Source organism: Mycobacterium sp. Panama NTM2, from assembly GCF_054355555.1.
Genome location: NZ_CM135953.1, coordinates 1,963,163 through 1,978,745 on the forward strand (window position 1 = coordinate 1,963,163; position 15,583 = coordinate 1,978,745).

At 67.8% G+C, this 15,583-nt stretch carries 16 protein-coding genes; 9 read left to right on the plus strand and 7 right to left on the minus strand.

All coding sequences use genetic code 11. The annotated features are described in order from the left end of the window. The first annotated feature begins 3 nt into the window (after positions 1-3). Positions 4-1,515 (plus strand): APC family permease, encoded by a 1,512-nt coding sequence (locus ACXYX3_RS09300; RefSeq protein WP_458611501.1) that lies wholly within the window; start codon positions 4-6, stop codon positions 1,513-1,515. Then, positions 1,515-3,521 carry a primary-amine oxidase gene (locus ACXYX3_RS09305; protein ID WP_458611502.1) on the plus strand — a complete coding sequence of 669 codons (2,007 nt, stop codon included), beginning with the start codon at positions 1,515-1,517 and terminating at the stop codon, positions 3,519-3,521. Before ACXYX3_RS09300 ends, ACXYX3_RS09305 begins: the two co-directional genes overlap by 1 nt. Positions 3,522-3,539: 18 nt before the next feature. Here ACXYX3_RS09305 and ACXYX3_RS09310 read toward each other — a convergent pair whose 3' ends face one another. Then, entirely contained in the window at positions 3,540-3,965 is a 426-nt protein-coding gene (locus ACXYX3_RS09310; protein ID WP_458611503.1) for a MarR family winged helix-turn-helix transcriptional regulator, read from the minus strand. A gap of 37 nt (positions 3,966-4,002) precedes the next feature. Here ACXYX3_RS09310 and ACXYX3_RS09315 point away from each other — a divergent pair, with 37 nt between their 5' ends. From ACXYX3_RS09315 to rlmN, 5 genes are all read left to right on the plus strand, one after another. Beyond that, entirely contained in the window at positions 4,003-4,692 is a 690-nt protein-coding gene (locus ACXYX3_RS09315; RefSeq protein ID WP_458611504.1) for a class I SAM-dependent methyltransferase, read from the plus strand. 107 nt (positions 4,693-4,799) lie between these two features. Then, positions 4,800-5,552, plus strand: a complete 753-nt coding sequence (pyrH, locus tag ACXYX3_RS09320) for a UMP kinase (protein WP_241204132.1) — start codon at positions 4,800-4,802, stop codon at positions 5,550-5,552. Between the two features lie 43 nt (positions 5,553-5,595). Further along, positions 5,596-6,153: a ribosome recycling factor gene (frr, locus tag ACXYX3_RS09325; RefSeq protein ID WP_241204133.1), complete on the plus strand. Its 558-nt coding sequence runs from the start codon at positions 5,596-5,598 to the stop codon at positions 6,151-6,153. 1 nt (position 6,154) lies between these two features. Then, positions 6,155-7,036, plus strand: a complete 882-nt coding sequence (locus ACXYX3_RS09330) for a phosphatidate cytidylyltransferase (protein WP_241204134.1) — start codon at positions 6,155-6,157, stop codon at positions 7,034-7,036. A 16-nt stretch (positions 7,037-7,052) separates the two neighbouring features. Next, entirely contained in the window at positions 7,053-8,162 is a 1,110-nt protein-coding gene (rlmN, locus tag ACXYX3_RS09335; protein ID WP_458611505.1) for a dual-specificity RNA methyltransferase RlmN, read from the plus strand. Positions 8,163-8,164: 2 nt separating this feature from the next. Here the strand turns inward: rlmN and ACXYX3_RS09340 are convergent, their stop codons facing one another. Beyond that, positions 8,165-9,178, minus strand: coding sequence for an NADP-dependent oxidoreductase (locus ACXYX3_RS09340; RefSeq protein WP_241204136.1), 1,014 nt, complete (start codon positions 9,176-9,178; stop codon positions 8,165-8,167). A gap of 45 nt (positions 9,179-9,223) precedes the next feature. Continuing rightward, positions 9,224-10,018, minus strand: a complete 795-nt coding sequence (locus ACXYX3_RS09345; RefSeq protein WP_458611506.1) for an acyl-CoA thioesterase — start codon at positions 10,016-10,018, stop codon at positions 9,224-9,226. Between the two features lie 88 nt (positions 10,019-10,106). On the opposite strand from ACXYX3_RS09345, the gene ACXYX3_RS09350 reads away from it, so the two are divergent. Then, complete coding sequence (locus ACXYX3_RS09350) at positions 10,107-11,531, plus strand: WS/DGAT/MGAT family O-acyltransferase (protein WP_458611507.1); 1,425 nt, start codon at positions 10,107-10,109, stop codon at positions 11,529-11,531. Position 11,532: 1 nt separating this feature from the next. On the opposite strand, the gene ACXYX3_RS09355 is transcribed toward ACXYX3_RS09350, so the two are convergent. Beyond that, positions 11,533-11,787 carry a DUF2631 domain-containing protein gene (locus ACXYX3_RS09355; RefSeq protein WP_458611508.1) on the minus strand — a complete coding sequence of 85 codons (255 nt, stop codon included), beginning with the start codon at positions 11,785-11,787 and terminating at the stop codon, positions 11,533-11,535. 60 nt (positions 11,788-11,847) lie between these two features. Between ACXYX3_RS09355 and ACXYX3_RS09360 the strand changes: the two genes are divergently transcribed. After that, positions 11,848-12,696 (plus strand): mycofactocin-coupled SDR family oxidoreductase, encoded by an 849-nt coding sequence (locus ACXYX3_RS09360; protein ID WP_458611509.1) that lies wholly within the window; start codon positions 11,848-11,850, stop codon positions 12,694-12,696. On the opposite strand, the gene ACXYX3_RS09365 is transcribed toward ACXYX3_RS09360, so the two are convergent. The 3 genes from ACXYX3_RS09365 to ACXYX3_RS09375 form a co-directional block, all read right to left on the minus strand. Next, positions 12,693-14,027, minus strand: a complete 1,335-nt coding sequence (locus ACXYX3_RS09365; protein ID WP_458611510.1) for a cryptochrome/photolyase family protein — start codon at positions 14,025-14,027, stop codon at positions 12,693-12,695. The two genes, ACXYX3_RS09360 and ACXYX3_RS09365, sit on opposite strands and share 4 nt — an antisense overlap. Positions 14,028-14,171: 144 nt before the next feature. Continuing rightward, complete coding sequence (locus ACXYX3_RS09370; protein WP_458611511.1) at positions 14,172-14,753, minus strand: fasciclin domain-containing protein; 582 nt, start codon at positions 14,751-14,753, stop codon at positions 14,172-14,174. 36 nt (positions 14,754-14,789) lie between these two features. Further along, positions 14,790-15,476, minus strand: a complete 687-nt coding sequence (locus ACXYX3_RS09375) for a fasciclin domain-containing protein (protein WP_458611512.1) — start codon at positions 15,474-15,476, stop codon at positions 14,790-14,792. Positions 15,477-15,583: the final 107 nt, after the last annotated feature.

Sequence of the window (15,583 nt, forward strand, 5' to 3'; positions counted from 1 at the left end):
CCTATGACGCAGACCGAACCCGCGCCACCCCAGGGGCGCGACGCGCTGATGACCACGGAGCTGGTACCTGAACAGATCCTGCCCAAGGTGATGACGACGTTCGGCCTGACGGCGGCCTACGTGTTCATCATCTGCTGGGTCACCGGGTCGTCGGTGATGGCCGCGGGCGGCTGGACGGCGATCCCGATGTGGGTGCTGGGGATCCTGACGTTCCTGATCCCGGCCGGTATGGCGGTCGTGGAGTTGGGAAACCTCTGGCCCGGCCAAGGTGGTGTGTACATCTGGGCCACCCGCACCATGGGGGAGACGTGGGGCTTCATCGGCGGCTATCTGTCGTGGGTACCGGTGATCCTCAACGCCGCGTCGTCGCCGGCGGTCGTGTTGCAGTTCCTGTTGCTCGCGTTCCATGCCGAACTCGGCCTGACCACGAGCATCATCTTGCAGCTGGTGATCCTCTGGACGGTGATCGGGCTCGCCCTCGCGAAACTGGCTGCGAATCAGAAGATCATGAACATCGTCTTCGTGGTGTACGGCATCCTGACCCTGACGATCTTCATCTGCGGCCTTCTCTTCGCGGTCAACAACGGATCGGGCACGCCGTTCAGCTGGGCCGAGGCCACGATCCCCAACTTCGCCGTCGCCGGCTTCCTCTACGGCACCGTGCTGCTGTATCTGCTCGGTGTGGAGACCCCGTACAACATGGGTGCGGAGTTCCTCTCGGTGCGCAAGAGCGGGCCGAAGATGATCCTGTGGGGATCCGCCGCTCTGGTCGCGATCTACCTGCTGACCACGCTGGGCACGATGATGGCCCTGCCCAGCGATGAGATCGACCCGGTCACCGGGGTGATCGGCATGCTGGATGTGGCCGGCTTCCCCGGTCTGATGGAGGTCTGCGCGGTCGTGCTGGCGTTCATCATCATCGTGGCGTTGATGACCTATCAGGTCGCCTACTCCCGGCTGATCTTCGTCTCCGGCCTGGAACGGCACCTGCCGCGGCTGTTCACCCATCTCAATCCACGCACCCGTAATCCGGTGACAGCCATCCTGATCCAGGGTGTCATCTCGTCGCTGATCCTGGTGGGCCTGTACTCACAGAGCAGCATGGCCAACGTCACCATCTATCTGCAGGGTGGGTTGTCCACGGTGTGGCTGCTGTCCGGATTCTTCTTCCTGTTCCCGGTCGTGATCGCCCGGCGCAAGTACGCCGATCGCTATGCCGCAGAACAATTCTGGCGAATCCCCGGCGGTATGACCGGCGTCTGGATCGCCGTCGTCGTGGGCACCGTGGGGACTATCGGCGGCGTCTACTACTCGTTCGTCACGCCGTGGATCGACGTGCCGTCGGCGACCTGGATGTCCTGGGTCGGCGGCATCAGCGTGGGCATGTTCGCACTCGGCCTGATCGTCTACGTCTTCGGCAGGCGTTCCGCGCACAAGATCTCCCAAGAGGATTCGTTGGCCCACCTCGCGGTCTTCGACCTCACCGACAAGGACAAGGCGGAAGGTAGCGTCTGATGACACTGGAGGACACCCGCACCCAGCCCGCCGACACCGTCGGGCGGTATCCGCTCGATCCGCTCACCGGGGCCGAGATCGAAGCCGCGGCTGCTGTCGTGCGCTCGAGTCAATACGACACGCCGACATTGAAATTCGTCATGATCTACTTGGCGGAGCCGGCGAAGACGGAGACGCTGACCTTCGCGGGCACGGATGTGCCACGGTGTGCATTCGTCACGATGTACGATGCCGCGGCCAAGATGGTGTACGAGGCCGTCGTGAACCTCGACGCCCGGCTCCTCGAGACGTGGACACCCGTGCCCGGCCGCTTCCCGTCCTATCTCGTCGAGCACATGACCGGGGTGGAGGAGAAGGTCCGAGAGGATCCGCGCTGGCAGGACGCGATGCGCAAGCGCGACGTCACCGACTTCAGCCTGGCGATGATCGATCCGTGGCCGGCCGGCTATTACGGCAGCGCAGACCATTACGACAACTCGGCTCTGATCTGCCGGCCGCTGACGTTCATGCGTGCCGCGCCCTCGGAGCACGGTTACGCCCGCCCGGTCGAGGGGTTGATCGTCACGTTCGACCTCGACGCCATGACGGTGCTCGACGTGGAGGACCACGGGGTGGTGCCGTTACCGCCGACGGCAGGCAACTACTCCGAGAAGTTCATGTTCGATGCGAACAACCGACCGGCGTTCACGCAGTTCCGCGACGACGTGAAGCCGATCGAGATCACCCAGCCCGACGGGCCCAGTTTCACCGTCGACGGCTGGAACGTCACCTGGCAGAAATGGTCGCTGCGCATCGGCTTCAATCCACGTGAGGGCGTCACCCTGCACGAGGTCACCTACACCGACCGCGGCGTCACCCGACCGATCCTCTACCGCGCATCGCTGTCGGAGATGGTGGTGCCGTATGGGGACACGTCGCCGACGCACTGGAACAAGAACGTCTTCGACATGGGCGAAGTCGGGATGGGGTTCTCGGCCAATCCGCTGACGCTGGGATGTGACTGCCTGGGCGAGATCTTCTACTTCGACGGCACGGTCAACGATTCGAGCGGCAACGCGGTGACGATCCCGAATGCGATCTGCATGCACGAGGAGGATTACGGGATCTCGTGGAAGCACACCGATTTCCGCACCGAAGAGGTCGAGGTCCGACGGTCCCGCCGGCTCGTGATTTCGATGATCTGCACCGTGGGCAACTACGAGTACGGCTTCTTCTGGTACCTGTACAACGACGCCTCGATCGAGGTCGAGGTGAAGCTCTCCGGTGTGCTGACCACCGGGGCCGTCGCCGAGGGCGAGACGCCGCGCTGGGGCAAGATGGTCGCCCCCGGCATCTACGGCCCGAATCACCAGCATTTCTTCAACTTCCGGCTCGACATGAGCGTCGACGGGCCGAACAACAGTGTCTACGAGGTGGATTCGATACCGGAACCGGATCCGGAGCTCAATCCGCACCACAACGCGTGGATCGTGCGGGACACGCTCGTGGAGTCGGAGGCCGACGGGGCGCGCGACTGGAACTGGTCGACGGGGCGGTACTGGAAGGTGACCAACCCGGCGAAGGTCAACGAACTGGGCAGCCCGGTGGCCTACAAGCTGGTGCCCAAGGACATCGTGCCGGTGATGGTGCAGGAGGGTTCCCACATCTACGACCGTGCCCGGTTCGTTCAGCACAACCTGTGGGTGACCCGCTACGACCCCAAGGAGATGTTCGCCGCCGGTGACTACATGTATCAGTCAGCGGACATGCAGGGTCTGCCGGAGTTCATCGCCGACGACGCGCCGCTGGAGAACACCGACGTGGTGCTCTGGTACACGCTGGGGGCGCACCACGTGGTCCGGCCGGAGGACTGGCCGGTGATGCCGTGCGCCTACGCGGGCTTTCATCTCAAGCCCATCGGGTTCTTCGACGGCAATCCGGCGTTGGACCTGCCGCCGTCTCCGCCCAAGGCATGCCACCAGAACCACGCAGGTCTGCCGGTGGCCGAGCGCGCGATGGAATCCTGACCGGAAAGAGTGACCAGGTCAGGTCAGTGCGGTGAGGATGCGCCGCAACTCGCGGCGGTCGCGCTCGGACAGCGAGCCCAGCACCCGCTGCTCGGCGTCCCGGATTCCGTCATCGGTGCGTGCGAGCAGGGCCCGCCCCTGGCGGGTCAGCTCGGCGGGCAGCGCGCGGCCCGACGCGACCGCCGCGGGCCGCGAGACCAGGCCACGTTCCTGCAGGCTCCGCACCACCATGTTCATCGCCTGGGGAGACACCATCACGTCACGGGCCAGTTCGGCGTTGGACCGTCCGGGCTGTCGCGACAGCAGCCGCATGCAGATGTACTGCGGGAAGCTCAGATCCAGGGGCTCGAGCACCGCACCCGTGACGTCGGCGCGCAACGCGGACGCCAAGCGGTGCAGCAGGTAGCCCAGCGGGGTGCCGTCGCGCTCGCCCATGTCAACCATCTTGACGCATATCAATCTCATTGATACCAAAGATGGTATGACGAATCCCAGTGACGCGATGTTCGACGCCGCCTACCGCGGTGAAGCCGAGGAGATGGGCGCAGGCACTCGGCCACCGTGGAGCATCGGCGAGCCGCAGCCCGAGATCCGCGCGCTGATCGACGCCGGCATCTGTCACGGTGACGTGCTCGACGCCGGGTGCGGCGAGGCGGCGGTGTCGATGTACCTCGCCGAACGCGGCTTCAACGTCGTCGGACTGGACCAGTCGCGGACCGCCATCGACCTGGCACGAGCCGATGCCGCCCGGCGCGGGCTGGGCAACGCGACCTTCGAGGTCGCCGACATCAGCGCATTCACCGGCTATGACGGCCGATTCGGCACGATCATCGACTCGACACTGTTCCACTCGATGCCGGTGGAGCTGCGCGACGGCTACCAGCAGTCGATCGTGCGCGCCGCGGCGCCCGGCGCGACGTACGTCGTGCTCGTCTTCGACCGGGCCGCGATGCCCGAGGGCGGTCCGGTCAACGCCGTCACCGAGCCCGAGCTGCGCGACGTCGTCGCCCGGTACTGGACGATCGACGACATTCGCCCCGCCCGCATCCACGCCGATGTGCCGGAGTCCTTCGCCGCCGGATTCGCGACGTTCGCGGGCGCCGACATCCGCGACGAGGCGCCCGGCCGCAAGTCGGTGGGTGCCTGGCTTCTCACCGCGCACGCCGGCTGACACACCCGGGCGCCCCTGAGCGACGCGCGCGGCCTGCGATGAGGCAGGATGGGGGAGCCGTCTGCGGCATTCTCGGGGGCGGCCAAGCGCGAGCGAGAAGGAGTCGGATGGCGGACGGCACAGCCAACGGGGGCCCGACATCGTCGATCAGGCCCGCTTACAGCCGCGTACTGCTCAAGCTGGGCGGTGAGATGTTCGGCGGAGGGCAGGTCGGTCTCGACCCCGACGTCGTCGCGCTCGTCGCCCGCCAGATCGCCGAGGTGGTGCGCAGCGGCGTCCAGGTGGCGGTCGTCATCGGCGGCGGCAACTTCTTTCGCGGTGCCCAGCTGCAGCAGCGGGGCATGGAGCGCACCCGCTCCGACTACATGGGCATGCTCGGCACCGTGATGAACAGCCTTGCGCTGCAGGACTTCCTGGAGAAGGAAGGTATCCAGACGCGCGTGCAGACCGCGATCACGATGGGTCAGGTCGCCGAGCCCTACATCCCGCTGCGCGCGCAGCGGCACCTGGAGAAGGGCCGTGTGGTGATCTTCGGCGCCGGGATGGGACTGCCCTACTTCTCCACCGACACCACCGCCGCGCAACGGGCCCTGGAGATCAGGGCCGATGTCGTGCTGATGGCCAAGGCGGTCGACGGGGTGTTCACCGCCGACCCGCGCACGGATCCCGATGCCACGCTGTTGACGTCGATCACGCACCGCGAGGTCATCGATCGCGGCCTGGCCGTGGCGGACGCGACCGCGTTCAGCCTCTGTATGGACAACAAGATGCCGATCATGGTGTTCAACCTGCTCACCGACGGCAATATCGCCCGCGCGGTCGCAGGTGAGAAGATCGGCACACTGGTCACCACCTCGTGATCGGTGATGTGATCGGCGAGCGAAGCGACGGGAGAAGATTCAGGTGATCGACGAGACGCTCTTCGATGCCGAGGAGAAGATGGAGAAGGCCGTGTCGGTGGCCCGAGACGACCTGGGGGCGATCCGCACCGGACGGGCCAACCCCGGCATGTTCAACCGGATCAGCATCGACTACTACGGCTCCGCGACCCCGATCACGCAGCTGTCGAGCATCAACGTCCCCGAACCGCGGCTCGTGGTGATCAAGCCGTACGAGGCCAACCAGTTGCGCAACATCGAGGACGCGATCCGCAACTCCGACCTGGGCGTCAACCCCTCCAACGACGGCAACGTCATCCGTGTCGCGATTCCTCAGCTGACCGAGGAGCGCCGCCGTGACCTGGTCAAGCAGGCCAAGGCCAAGGGTGAGGACGCGAAGGTCTCGGTGCGCAACATCCGCCGGAAGGCCATGGAGGAACTGAGCCGGATCAAGAAGGACGGCGACGCCGGCGAGGACGAGGTCACCCGGGCGGAGAAGGATCTCGACAAGACCACTGCGCAGTACACGACCCAGATCGACGAGCTGGTCAAACACAAAGAAGGCGAGCTGCTGGAGGTCTGAGGTGACCGATCAGCAACCGACTCCCGTGGCAGACAAGCCGGTCGATCCAGCGCCGACCCAGAAGAAGTCCCGCGCCGGACGCAACCTTCCCGCAGCGATCGCGGTGGGTGTGGTGCTCGGGGCGATGGCGATCGGCACGCTGCTGTTCGCGCCGATCTGGTGGTTGCCGCTGTTGGCGGCGGCCATTGCGATCGCCACCCACGAGGTGATTCGTCGCCTGCGCGAGCACGGCTACGTGCTACCGGTGATCCCGCTGCTGGTCGGCGGCCAGGCGATGATCTGGCTGACGTGGCCGTTCGGCATGGCGGGACTGCTGGGCGGTTATGCCGGCACGATTGTCGTCGCCATGGTGTGGCGACTGCTCGGGCAGGGGCTGGGCAGCCAGCCCGTCAACTATCTCCGCGACATCGCAGCGTCCGTGCTGCTGGCCACCTGGGTGCCGATGTTCGCGGCGTTCACGGCGCTGCTGATCTTCGCCGACCACGGCGGCGTGCGCGTGTTCACGGTGATCGCCACGGTGGTGTTCGCCGACATCGGCGGCTATGTCGCGGGCGTGCTGTTCGGCAAGCACCTGATGGCGCCGGCGATCAGCCCCAAGAAATCCTGGGAAGGCCTCGGCGGATCGCTGGTGTTCGGCACCGCCGCCGCGGTGTTGTCCGTCACGTTCCTGCTCGACAAGCCGGCGTGGGTCGGTGTCCCGCTGGGTGTGATGCTGGTGATCACCGGAGTGCTCGGTGACCTGGTGGAATCGCAGATCAAGCGCGATCTCGGCATCAAGGACATGGGCACGCTGCTGCCCGGTCACGGCGGTCTGATGGACCGCATCGACGCGATGCTGCCGTCCGCGGTGGCTGGATGGATCGTCCTGACCCTGTTGGCCTGAGATACTGGCTGCAGTCATGTCTGGTTCTGCCGGGGCTCCGTTGCCCCTCGTCTTCGATGCCCCGCGTCGCGCGATGCCGCCGCGGCACTTCGCCGATCTCGATGACGGCGGCCGGGCGGCCGCGGTCGCCGAGCTGGGGTTGCCGGCATTTCGCGGCAAACAGTTGGCCAACCAGTACTTCGGCCGGTTGATCGCCGACCCGACGCAGATGACGGACCTGCCGGCCGCGGTGCGTGAGCAGGTGGGCGAGGCCCTGTTCCCGACACTGTTCGCCGCGGCCCGGGAGATCGAATGCGATGCGGGGGAGACCCGCAAGGTGCTGTGGCGGGCGGCGGATCAGACGACGTTCGAGTCGGTGCTGATGCGCTACCCCGACCGCAACACCGTGTGCATCTCCTCGCAGGCCGGCTGCGGGATGGCGTGCCCGTTCTGCGCGACCGGGCAGGGCGGCCTCAAACGCAACCTGTCGACGGCCGAGATCCTCGAGCAGGTCCGGTCGGCGGCCGCCGAGCTGCGGGAGCGCGACGGCTCACGGTTGTCCAACATCGTGTTCATGGGCATGGGCGAGCCGCTGGCCAACTACAACCGCGTCGTCGCCGCCGTCCGGAAGATCACCGCACCCGTGCCGGAGGGCTTCGGCATCTCGGCGCGGTCGGTGACGGTGTCGACCGTCGGGCTGGCCCCGGCGATCCGCAAGCTCGCCGACGAGAAGCTCAACGTCACGCTCGCGCTGTCGTTGCACGCCCCCGACGACGAGCTGCGCGACACCCTGGTGCCGGTGAACAACCGCTGGAAGGTCAGCGAGGCGCTCGACGCCGCACGCTACTACGCCGACGCGACCGGGCGCCGCGTGTCGATCGAGTACGCGCTGATCCGCGACGTCAACGACCAGCCGTGGCGGGCCGATCTGCTCGGCAAGAAGCTGCACGGGGCGTTGGGTCCGTTGGCGCACGTCAACCTGATCCCGCTGAACCCGACGCCGGGCAGCAAATGGGATGCCAGCCCGAAGCCCGCGGAGCGGGAGTTCGTGCGACGCGTGCGGGAGCGTGGGGTCTCGTGCACGGTGCGCGATACACGCGGCCGCGAGATCGCCGCGGCCTGCGGCCAGCTGGCGGCGCAGGGCTGAGATCAGCTGAGGCGGACCAGGGTCTTGCCGATGTTCGCGCCGGTGAACAGCCCGTTGAGTGCGTCGACGCAGGACTCGATGCCCTCGTAGACGTGTTCGCGGTGCACCAGCAGGCCTTCGGCGTCCCAGCGCCGCAACGCCGCGAACGCCTCGTCGAATCGGCCCCACTCGTCCAGGGCGTTGAAGCCCTGCATCAGTGCGGTCTTGGCGAGCAGGTTGACGTAGTTGCTCGGGCCCGGGTGCTCGCCGGTCAGATAGCTGGAGATGACCCCGCACAGCACCACCCGCGCCTTGTGGGCGAGCCTGCCGAGCACCGCGTCGAGGATGGGTCCGCCGACGTTGTCGAAGTACACGTCGACGCCGCGGGGACAGTGCGCCTTGAGCGCAGTCGGGAGGTCGTCGGTGCGGTAGTCGATGCAGGCGTCGAAGCCGAAGTCCTCGACCACTGCTCGGCACTTCTGCGGTCCTCCCGCGATGCCCACCACCCGGGCTCCGGCGATGCGCGCGATCTGACCCGCCACCGATCCGGTTGCCCCGCCTGCCGCCGACACCACGACGGTCTCCCCGGGCGCGGGCTTGCCGATGCCGGTCATGCCGAAATATGCGGTCGCGCCCGTCGGCCCGTACAGCGACATCACCGCGCGCTGGTCGACCTGATCGCCGGGACCCGGCACCGGGGTGGTGAACAGGTCGTCGCGCACGATCGTGTACTCCGAGAATCCGGTCAGCGTGGTCACCACGTCACCGACTGAATATGCCGGACAACGGGATTCGACGACCACGCCGATGCCTGCGGCGCGGATCACCTCACCGAGCGCCACCGGCGGCAGATAGCTCGGTTGGTCGTCGAGCCAGGTGCGTGCCGCGGCGTCGATGCCGACGTAGGTGGTGCGCACCAACGCCTCGCCGTCGGCAGGGGTGGGCGCAGTGCCTTCGACGAGTTCGGTGTCGTCCGGAGCGACGAGCCCCTGCGGTCGGCGGCGCAGCACGATCTGGCGGTTCGTCAGCGTGGGCACGTCGGTGAACCTACCGAAGCAGCAGCCGCGCCGGACCCGGTTGCGTCAGGGACGCCACAGCGCCTCCTGGGTGGTCGACGCGATCAGCACCCCGTCCCGGTCGTAGAGCGAGCCCATCACCAGCCCGCGGGAGTCGTTGTGGTTGCGCTGAACGACGTCGTAGAGGTGCCAGTCATGCGGGACGAAGGGTCGGTGGAACCACACCGAGTGGTCCAGGCTGGCGGCGAAGCCGGCGCCGGCGGCGAGCGTCACGCCCGACGGCCGGGCCGCGGGTACGGGACCGAAATCGGACAGGAACGCCAGCGTGCACGCCCGCAGCAGCGGATCGTCGTCGACCGGCATGCGGGAACGAATCCAGAACGGCGGCAGCGCAAATGGGCTGTAGTTCCCGGCGGTGCGGATCTCCAGCCGGTCGGTGTACTCCAGGCCCGCCACCTCGTGGTGCGCGTCGGCCAAGTCGAGCGGTAGCACCGTCACAGGCTGCTCGTCGGCCCCGGGTTCGGGGATGTGGAACGACGCGATCATCTCGAGGATGACCGCATCGTGCTGTACGGCGGTGACGCGCCGGGTGTCGAAGGACCGTCCGTCCCGGGTCCGTTCCACGCGGAACTCGACCTGCTCCCCGTATCTGCCCCCGCGGACGAAATAGAGGTGCAGCGACTGGGGCAGCTTGGCCGGATCGACGGTGGCGCCCGCGGCGGCCAGTGCCTGCGCGGCGATCATCCCGCCGAACAAGGACACCCCCGGTCCGGAGTCGGGCGCGGTCAGGACGAAGACGTCGCCGTCGCGGCGATCGAACGTCAGCAGCTCGGCGATCCAGCTCTTCTCGACACGTGTCATCGGGGGTGAACGCTATCGTGATGTGCCGTCATCGCACGGAATGGGTATGGGGTCCGGCAACGGTTCGCGGGTGAGGGCGGGTGAGTGAGTGAAGCGGCTCAACGGTGTGGACGCCATGATGCTCTACAGCGAGACTCCCGAGATCCACATGCACACCCTCAAGATCGGGGTGCTCGATGTGTCCCGGGTGCCCGGCTACGATTTCGATCTCTTCCGGAAGCTGGCGCTGCCGCGGTTGCACGCGCTGGCGCCGCTACGGTGCCAGCTGGTCGACATCCCGTTGAAGTTGCACCATCCCATGTGGGTGCAGAACGCCGAGATCGACGTCGACTATCACATCCGCCGCGCCCGGGTCCGTGCGCCGGGAGGGCGTCGCGAACTCGACGAGCTGATCGGTGAGATCGCCGGCACACCGCTGGACCGCTCGCGGCCGCTGTGGGAGATGTACGTGGCAGAAGGGTTGCCCGACAACAAGATCGCGGTGATTCACAAAGTGCATCACGTGCTCGCAGACGGGATGGCCTCGGCGAATCAGATGGCGATGGTGATCGGAGCGGAGGAGCCCGACGTGCGCGGCGCACTCGCCGAGGCGCGAGCCGATTCGACCGCCCCGCTCAACCTGCTGCGCGCCGCGGGCCGCGACCATGTGCGCGGGTTGCGCAGGGTGCCACGGCTGTTGGGCGAGACCGCGGCGGGCGTCGCGCGCGTCCGCCGCAGCGCCCGTGAGCGCGGACCCCACCCCGACTTGGCGCGCAACTTCGCCCCGCCACCGACGTTCATCAATCACGTCGTCTCCCCGGTGCGGCGCTTCGCCACCGCGCCGCTGGCTCTCGCCGATGTCAAGGACACGGCGCGTCATCTCGGTGTGACACTCAACGACATCGTGCTCGCCACGGCGGCGGGTGCGTTGCGCCGGTTGCAGCTGCACTATGACGGCGCCGCCGAGGCGCCGCTCATCGCCGGCGTTCCCGTCAGCGTCGACACGTCTCCTACCCGCGTGATGGGGAACGAATTCACCTACATCACACCGTCGTTGCCCGTGCACGTCGCGGATCCGCTGGAGCGGGTGCGGTTGACGGCCACCGCCACGGCGATCGCCAAGGAGAACCACAGGCTGCTCGGCCCCACCCTGCTGCCCTCGTGGTTGTCCTACCTGCCGCCGGCGACCACGCCGCGCATCTTCCGGCAGCAGGCGCGGCGCCTGGAGTCGTCGCTGGTGATGAATCTGACGATCTCGAACGTGCCCGGTCCGCGGGAACGCGGCCTCGTGCACGGTGCGACGGTCAGCGAGATCTATTCGGTCGGCCCGATCGTGGCGGGCAGCGGCATGAACATCACGGTGTGGAGCTATGTGGACCAGCTGTCCATCTCGGTGCTCACCGACGACCGCACGCTCGACGATCCGCACGAAGCCACCGATGCGCTGCTGGGCGCATTCGCCGAGATCCGTGCCGCCGCCGGACTGCCGGAGACGTTGACGCCGGTCGAAGGCGCGTTACCGCTGGCCGTCTGAGCTAGCGGGTGTCGCGGTTGCGGTGCAGGTACCAGCTGCGCGCGACGTAGCCGAACAGCAGGGCCGCACCGGCGACCAGGAACCAGTCCTCGACGTGGCCCTGATGGTTGCCGTGCATCATCAGCAGCAGGAACACCCCTGCGAAGAGTCCGCCGATCTGCTGCAGCCGGGGGCTCTCCTTCGACCAGCCCCACTCGGCGGACGGCACGTCCTCGACGTCGACACCTGTGTGTCGTTCCACCTCGGTGCTTGCCACAGCTGCTCCTCTGGTCTCGGTGTTGGGGCCATTCTGACACAGGCCGTAGGCTGCCCGTCCATGGCAAGCCAGCAGTCGGACCGGCCCTTCGCCGACCGGGTGGTGTTCGTCACCGGCGCCGCCCGCGGGCAGGGCCGCGAACATGCGGTCCGGTTCGCCGAGGCGGGCGCCGACGTCATCGCGGTCGATGTGTGCGAGCAACTCGACAGCGTGGCCTACCCGATGGCGACCCCGGAGGATCTCGCCGAGACCGTGGCGCTGGTCGAGAAGGCGGGCCGTCGCATCGTCGCCGAGCGCTGCGACGTCCGGGACCGTGACCGGCTGACGTCCGTCGTCGCGCGCGGCGTCGACGAGCTGGGGCGGTGCGACTTCGTGCTCGCCAACGCCGGCATCATGCCCGCCACGGGTGCGCAGGGCCGCGACATCACCGCCTACATCGACGCCGTCGACATCATGCTCAACGGCGTCTACTTCACCGTCGACGCCGCGCTGCCGGCGCTGCTGGCCAACGGCGACGGCGGGGCGATCGTGATCACGAGCTCGGCCGCCGGGCTGAAGTCGGTCAGCACCGACCTGGCCACCATGACCCACGGCGCCGCGGGCTACACGGCGGCCAAGCACGGCGTGGTCGGCTTGATGCGGCACTTCGCCACCTCTTTGGCCGCCCGCAACATCCGGGTCAACTCCGTGCACCCCGGCGGTGTCGCGACGCCGATGGTGCTCAACGAGGCGATGGCCGGGTTCATCACGGAGAACCCGTCGTTCGGGGAGTCCCAGATGCCGCTGATGACGCTGCCGATGATGGAGTCGGCCAGCGTGACCGACGCGATCATGTTCCTGTGCGGCCCGTCCGGGCGCTACATCACCGGCGTCGCGCTGCCGATCGATGCGGGCCTCCAGCTGCGTTAACCGAGGTTGCTGTACCGGCGCAGCGCCTCCGCGCGCTCCTGGCTGTGATCGACGATCGGCTCCGGGTAGTCGGCGGGCCGGTCGCCGTCGAGCTTGTGCACGTTGTCCACGTCGGCCAGTTCGGGCACCCAGCGCCGGATGTACTCGCCGTCCGGGTCGAACTTCGAGCCCTGCGTGGTCGGATTGAACACCCGGAAGTACGGCGCCGCATCGGTTCCGCACCCCGCCGCCCACTGCCAGCCGTGCTGATTGTTGGCCATGTCGCCGTCGACCAGCTGTTCCAGGAACCACCGGGCGCCCCACTGCCACGGCAGGTGCAGATCCTTGACCAGAAACGACGCCACGATCATCCGGACCCGGTTGTGCATGAAGCCGCTCTCGGCGAGCTGACGCATCCCGGCGTCGACGATCGGGAAACCGGTACGACCCGCCTTCCACGCCTCGAACGCCCCCTGTGCGTCCTTGCCCTCGTCCACCTCCATCGCGTCGAACGCGGAGTTGAAGTTCCACCAGACGCTGCGCGGCCATTCCCACACCACTGATGCGTAGAAGTCGCGGAAGGCGAGTTCCCGCAGATATGCCGTGGCGCCCTTGCCCCGGCCGAGGTCGGCGGCCATCGTGCGGGGATGGACGGCGCCGAACTTCAGGTGGGCCGACATCCTGCTGGTGGCGGCGAGATCCGGTCGGTTGCGGTCGTCGGCATAGCCGGACACCCCGTCGGAGAGGAACTCCTTCCATTGGCTGCGAGCGGCCTTCTCACCTGCCGGCAGGTCGATCTCGGCGTCACCCTTCGGGATGGTCACCGTCTTCGCGCCCTTGACGTCGCCGGGGTCGATCCAGCTCGCGCTCGTCGCGCTCGAGTCGGCCGGCGCCCGCCAGCCGTGCTTGCGCCAGGCGTTGAAGAACGGCGTGAACACCTTGTACGGGTCGCCGTCGCCCTTGGTGACGCGCCCGGGGGACACCAGATAGGGCGATCCGGTGGCGACGAGATCGACGTCACCGAGGGCGTCACGCACCTTCTCGTCACGAGTCCTGCCGAACGGCGTGAAGTCGTCGGACACGTGGACTGCGCTCGCGCCGACGGCGTTGGCCAGCTGCGGGATTCGCGTGTGGGGCGCTCCGCGCGTGACCAGGAGGCGGCCGTCGAGACTCTCCTGGAGATCCCGAAGCGCGTCGTAGAGGTAGCGCAGCCTGCGCGGGCCTGCGGACTTCTCCAACCGGGGGTCGAGAACGTAGCAGGCGAGGACGTCGCCGTCCTCGTCGGCGGCGGCCAAGAGGGCGGGGGAGTCGGCAAGCCGCAGATCGCGGCGAAACCACAGGACGGCGGGCATGTCTTGATGCTGCCCTGTGCGGCTGCGGCCGACGCCGAAACGAGGTTGACGGATCGGTGACGGTCCCGAACGACGCAGGCCCTGTGCCGTCAACGAGCCGGGCCCCCCGCCGAAAACGACGAGGGGCCCGGTCTTGAGAACGGGTCAGGCTGCCGGTGGCATCAGGACCGTGTCGATGAGGTACACGGTCGCGTTGGCGGTCTTGACGCCGCCGCACACGACCGAGGCGTTGTTGACCATCAGGTGATCGGGCGTGCCCGTCACTGTCAGGTCGGCGCCCTGCACGGTCTTGTGGGTGCCCACCACCTGCGCGGGATCGGCCTGGCCGGGCACCACGTGGTAGGTGAGGATGCTGGTCAGCAGCGGGGCGTCGGTCTTGAGCTTCTCGATGGTCGCCGGGTCGATCTTGGCGAACGCCTCGTCAGTCGGGGCGAACACCGTGAACTCGGCGCCGTTGAGGGTGTCGACGAGATTCACCTGCGGATTGAGCTGACCCGAGACGGCTGCGGTCAGCGTCTTGAGCATCGGGTTGTTGGAGGCTGCTTCGGCCACCGGGGCCATCGACATGCCCTGGACCGAGCCCGGCCCGGTGGGTACCTCCGCGGCGTAGGCCGCGCATCCGGGGCCGACGGGCTGGGCGGCCGCCGACGGGGCGGTTCCCAGGACCAGGCCGGCAGCGGCGGCGGCGGTGAAACCCAGGGTCGCTGCGCGTCGTGCTGTGTTCATGACGTGTCTCCTGTCTGCAGGGGTGTTGTGGCCGGATCAGGCAGCCGGGGGCATCAGGACGGTGTCGATCATGTAGACGGTCGCGTTGGCGGTCTTCACCCCGCCGCAGACCAGCCCGGCGTCGTTGACCTTCAGGTCGTTCCCGGCGCCGGTCACCGTCAGGTTCGCGCCCTGGACGGTCTTGTGCTCACCGGCGACCGCGTCGGGCGCGGCCTGGCCGGGCACCACGTGGTAGGTGAGGATGCTCGTCAGCAGGTCGGAATCGGTCTTGAGCGTCTCGAGGGTCGCGGCGTCGATCTTGGCGAACGCGTCGTCGGTCGGGGCGAAGACGGTGAACTCGCCGCCGTTGAGGGTGTCGACGAGATTGACGTTCGGGTTGAGCTGGCCCGACAGCGCCTGGGTCAGCGTCTTGAGCATCGGGTTGTTCGACGCGGCGACCGTGACCGGGGCGGCTGCCATACCGGCGACCGAGCCCGGGCCGGACGGCACCTGCTCGGCGTAGGCGGCGCAGCCCGACCCGATGAGGTTGGCGGCCGGGTCCGCGGCGGCGCTCGAGGTCGGGGAGGTCGAGGTGCCGGTCGCCGATTCGACGGCCGACGAGGCGGCGCTGGTTGCCGACGACGCCGTGCTGGCGGCCTCCTCGCTGGAGCACGCGGCGGCTCCGAAGATGGCCACGGCGGCCAGGCTCGCGGCGGTGACGGTCTTGCGCTTTACGGTGATCATCACGTGTTCCCTTCGGTGGGGCGGGCGTCGGTGCCCGTCCTTGGCTGACGCGGGTTATTCACCGCTGTTCGCGATGTGGATCGGTGCGGACGCCCCCCGTCACACTT

Excerpts from the sequence above, each read along its gene's own strand:
- ACXYX3_RS09300 (WP_458611501.1), top strand. The coding sequence starts at position 4 with ATGACGCAGACCGAACCCGCGCCACCCCAGGGGCGCGACGCGCTGATG.
- ACXYX3_RS09305 (WP_458611502.1), top strand. The coding sequence starts at position 1,515 with ATGACACTGGAGGACACCCGCACCCAGCCCGCCGACACCGTCGGGCGG.
- ACXYX3_RS09310 (WP_458611503.1), bottom strand. The coding sequence starts at position 3,965 with ATGGTTGACATGGGCGAGCGCGACGGCACCCCGCTGGGCTACCTGCTG.
- ACXYX3_RS09315 (WP_458611504.1), top strand. The coding sequence starts at position 4,003 with ATGACGAATCCCAGTGACGCGATGTTCGACGCCGCCTACCGCGGTGAA.
- pyrH (WP_241204132.1), top strand. The coding sequence starts at position 4,800 with ATGGCGGACGGCACAGCCAACGGGGGCCCGACATCGTCGATCAGGCCC.
- rlmN (WP_458611505.1), top strand. The coding sequence starts at position 7,053 with ATGTCTGGTTCTGCCGGGGCTCCGTTGCCCCTCGTCTTCGATGCCCCG.
- ACXYX3_RS09345 (WP_458611506.1), bottom strand. The coding sequence starts at position 10,018 with ATGACACGTGTCGAGAAGAGCTGGATCGCCGAGCTGCTGACGTTCGAT.
- ACXYX3_RS09360 (WP_458611509.1), top strand. The coding sequence starts at position 11,848 with ATGGCAAGCCAGCAGTCGGACCGGCCCTTCGCCGACCGGGTGGTGTTC.
- ACXYX3_RS09365 (WP_458611510.1), bottom strand. The coding sequence starts at position 14,027 with ATGCCCGCCGTCCTGTGGTTTCGCCGCGATCTGCGGCTTGCCGACTCC.
- ACXYX3_RS09370 (WP_458611511.1), bottom strand. The coding sequence starts at position 14,753 with ATGAACACAGCACGACGCGCAGCGACCCTGGGTTTCACCGCCGCCGCC.
- ACXYX3_RS09375 (WP_458611512.1), bottom strand. The coding sequence starts at position 15,476 with ATGATCACCGTAAAGCGCAAGACCGTCACCGCCGCGAGCCTGGCCGCC.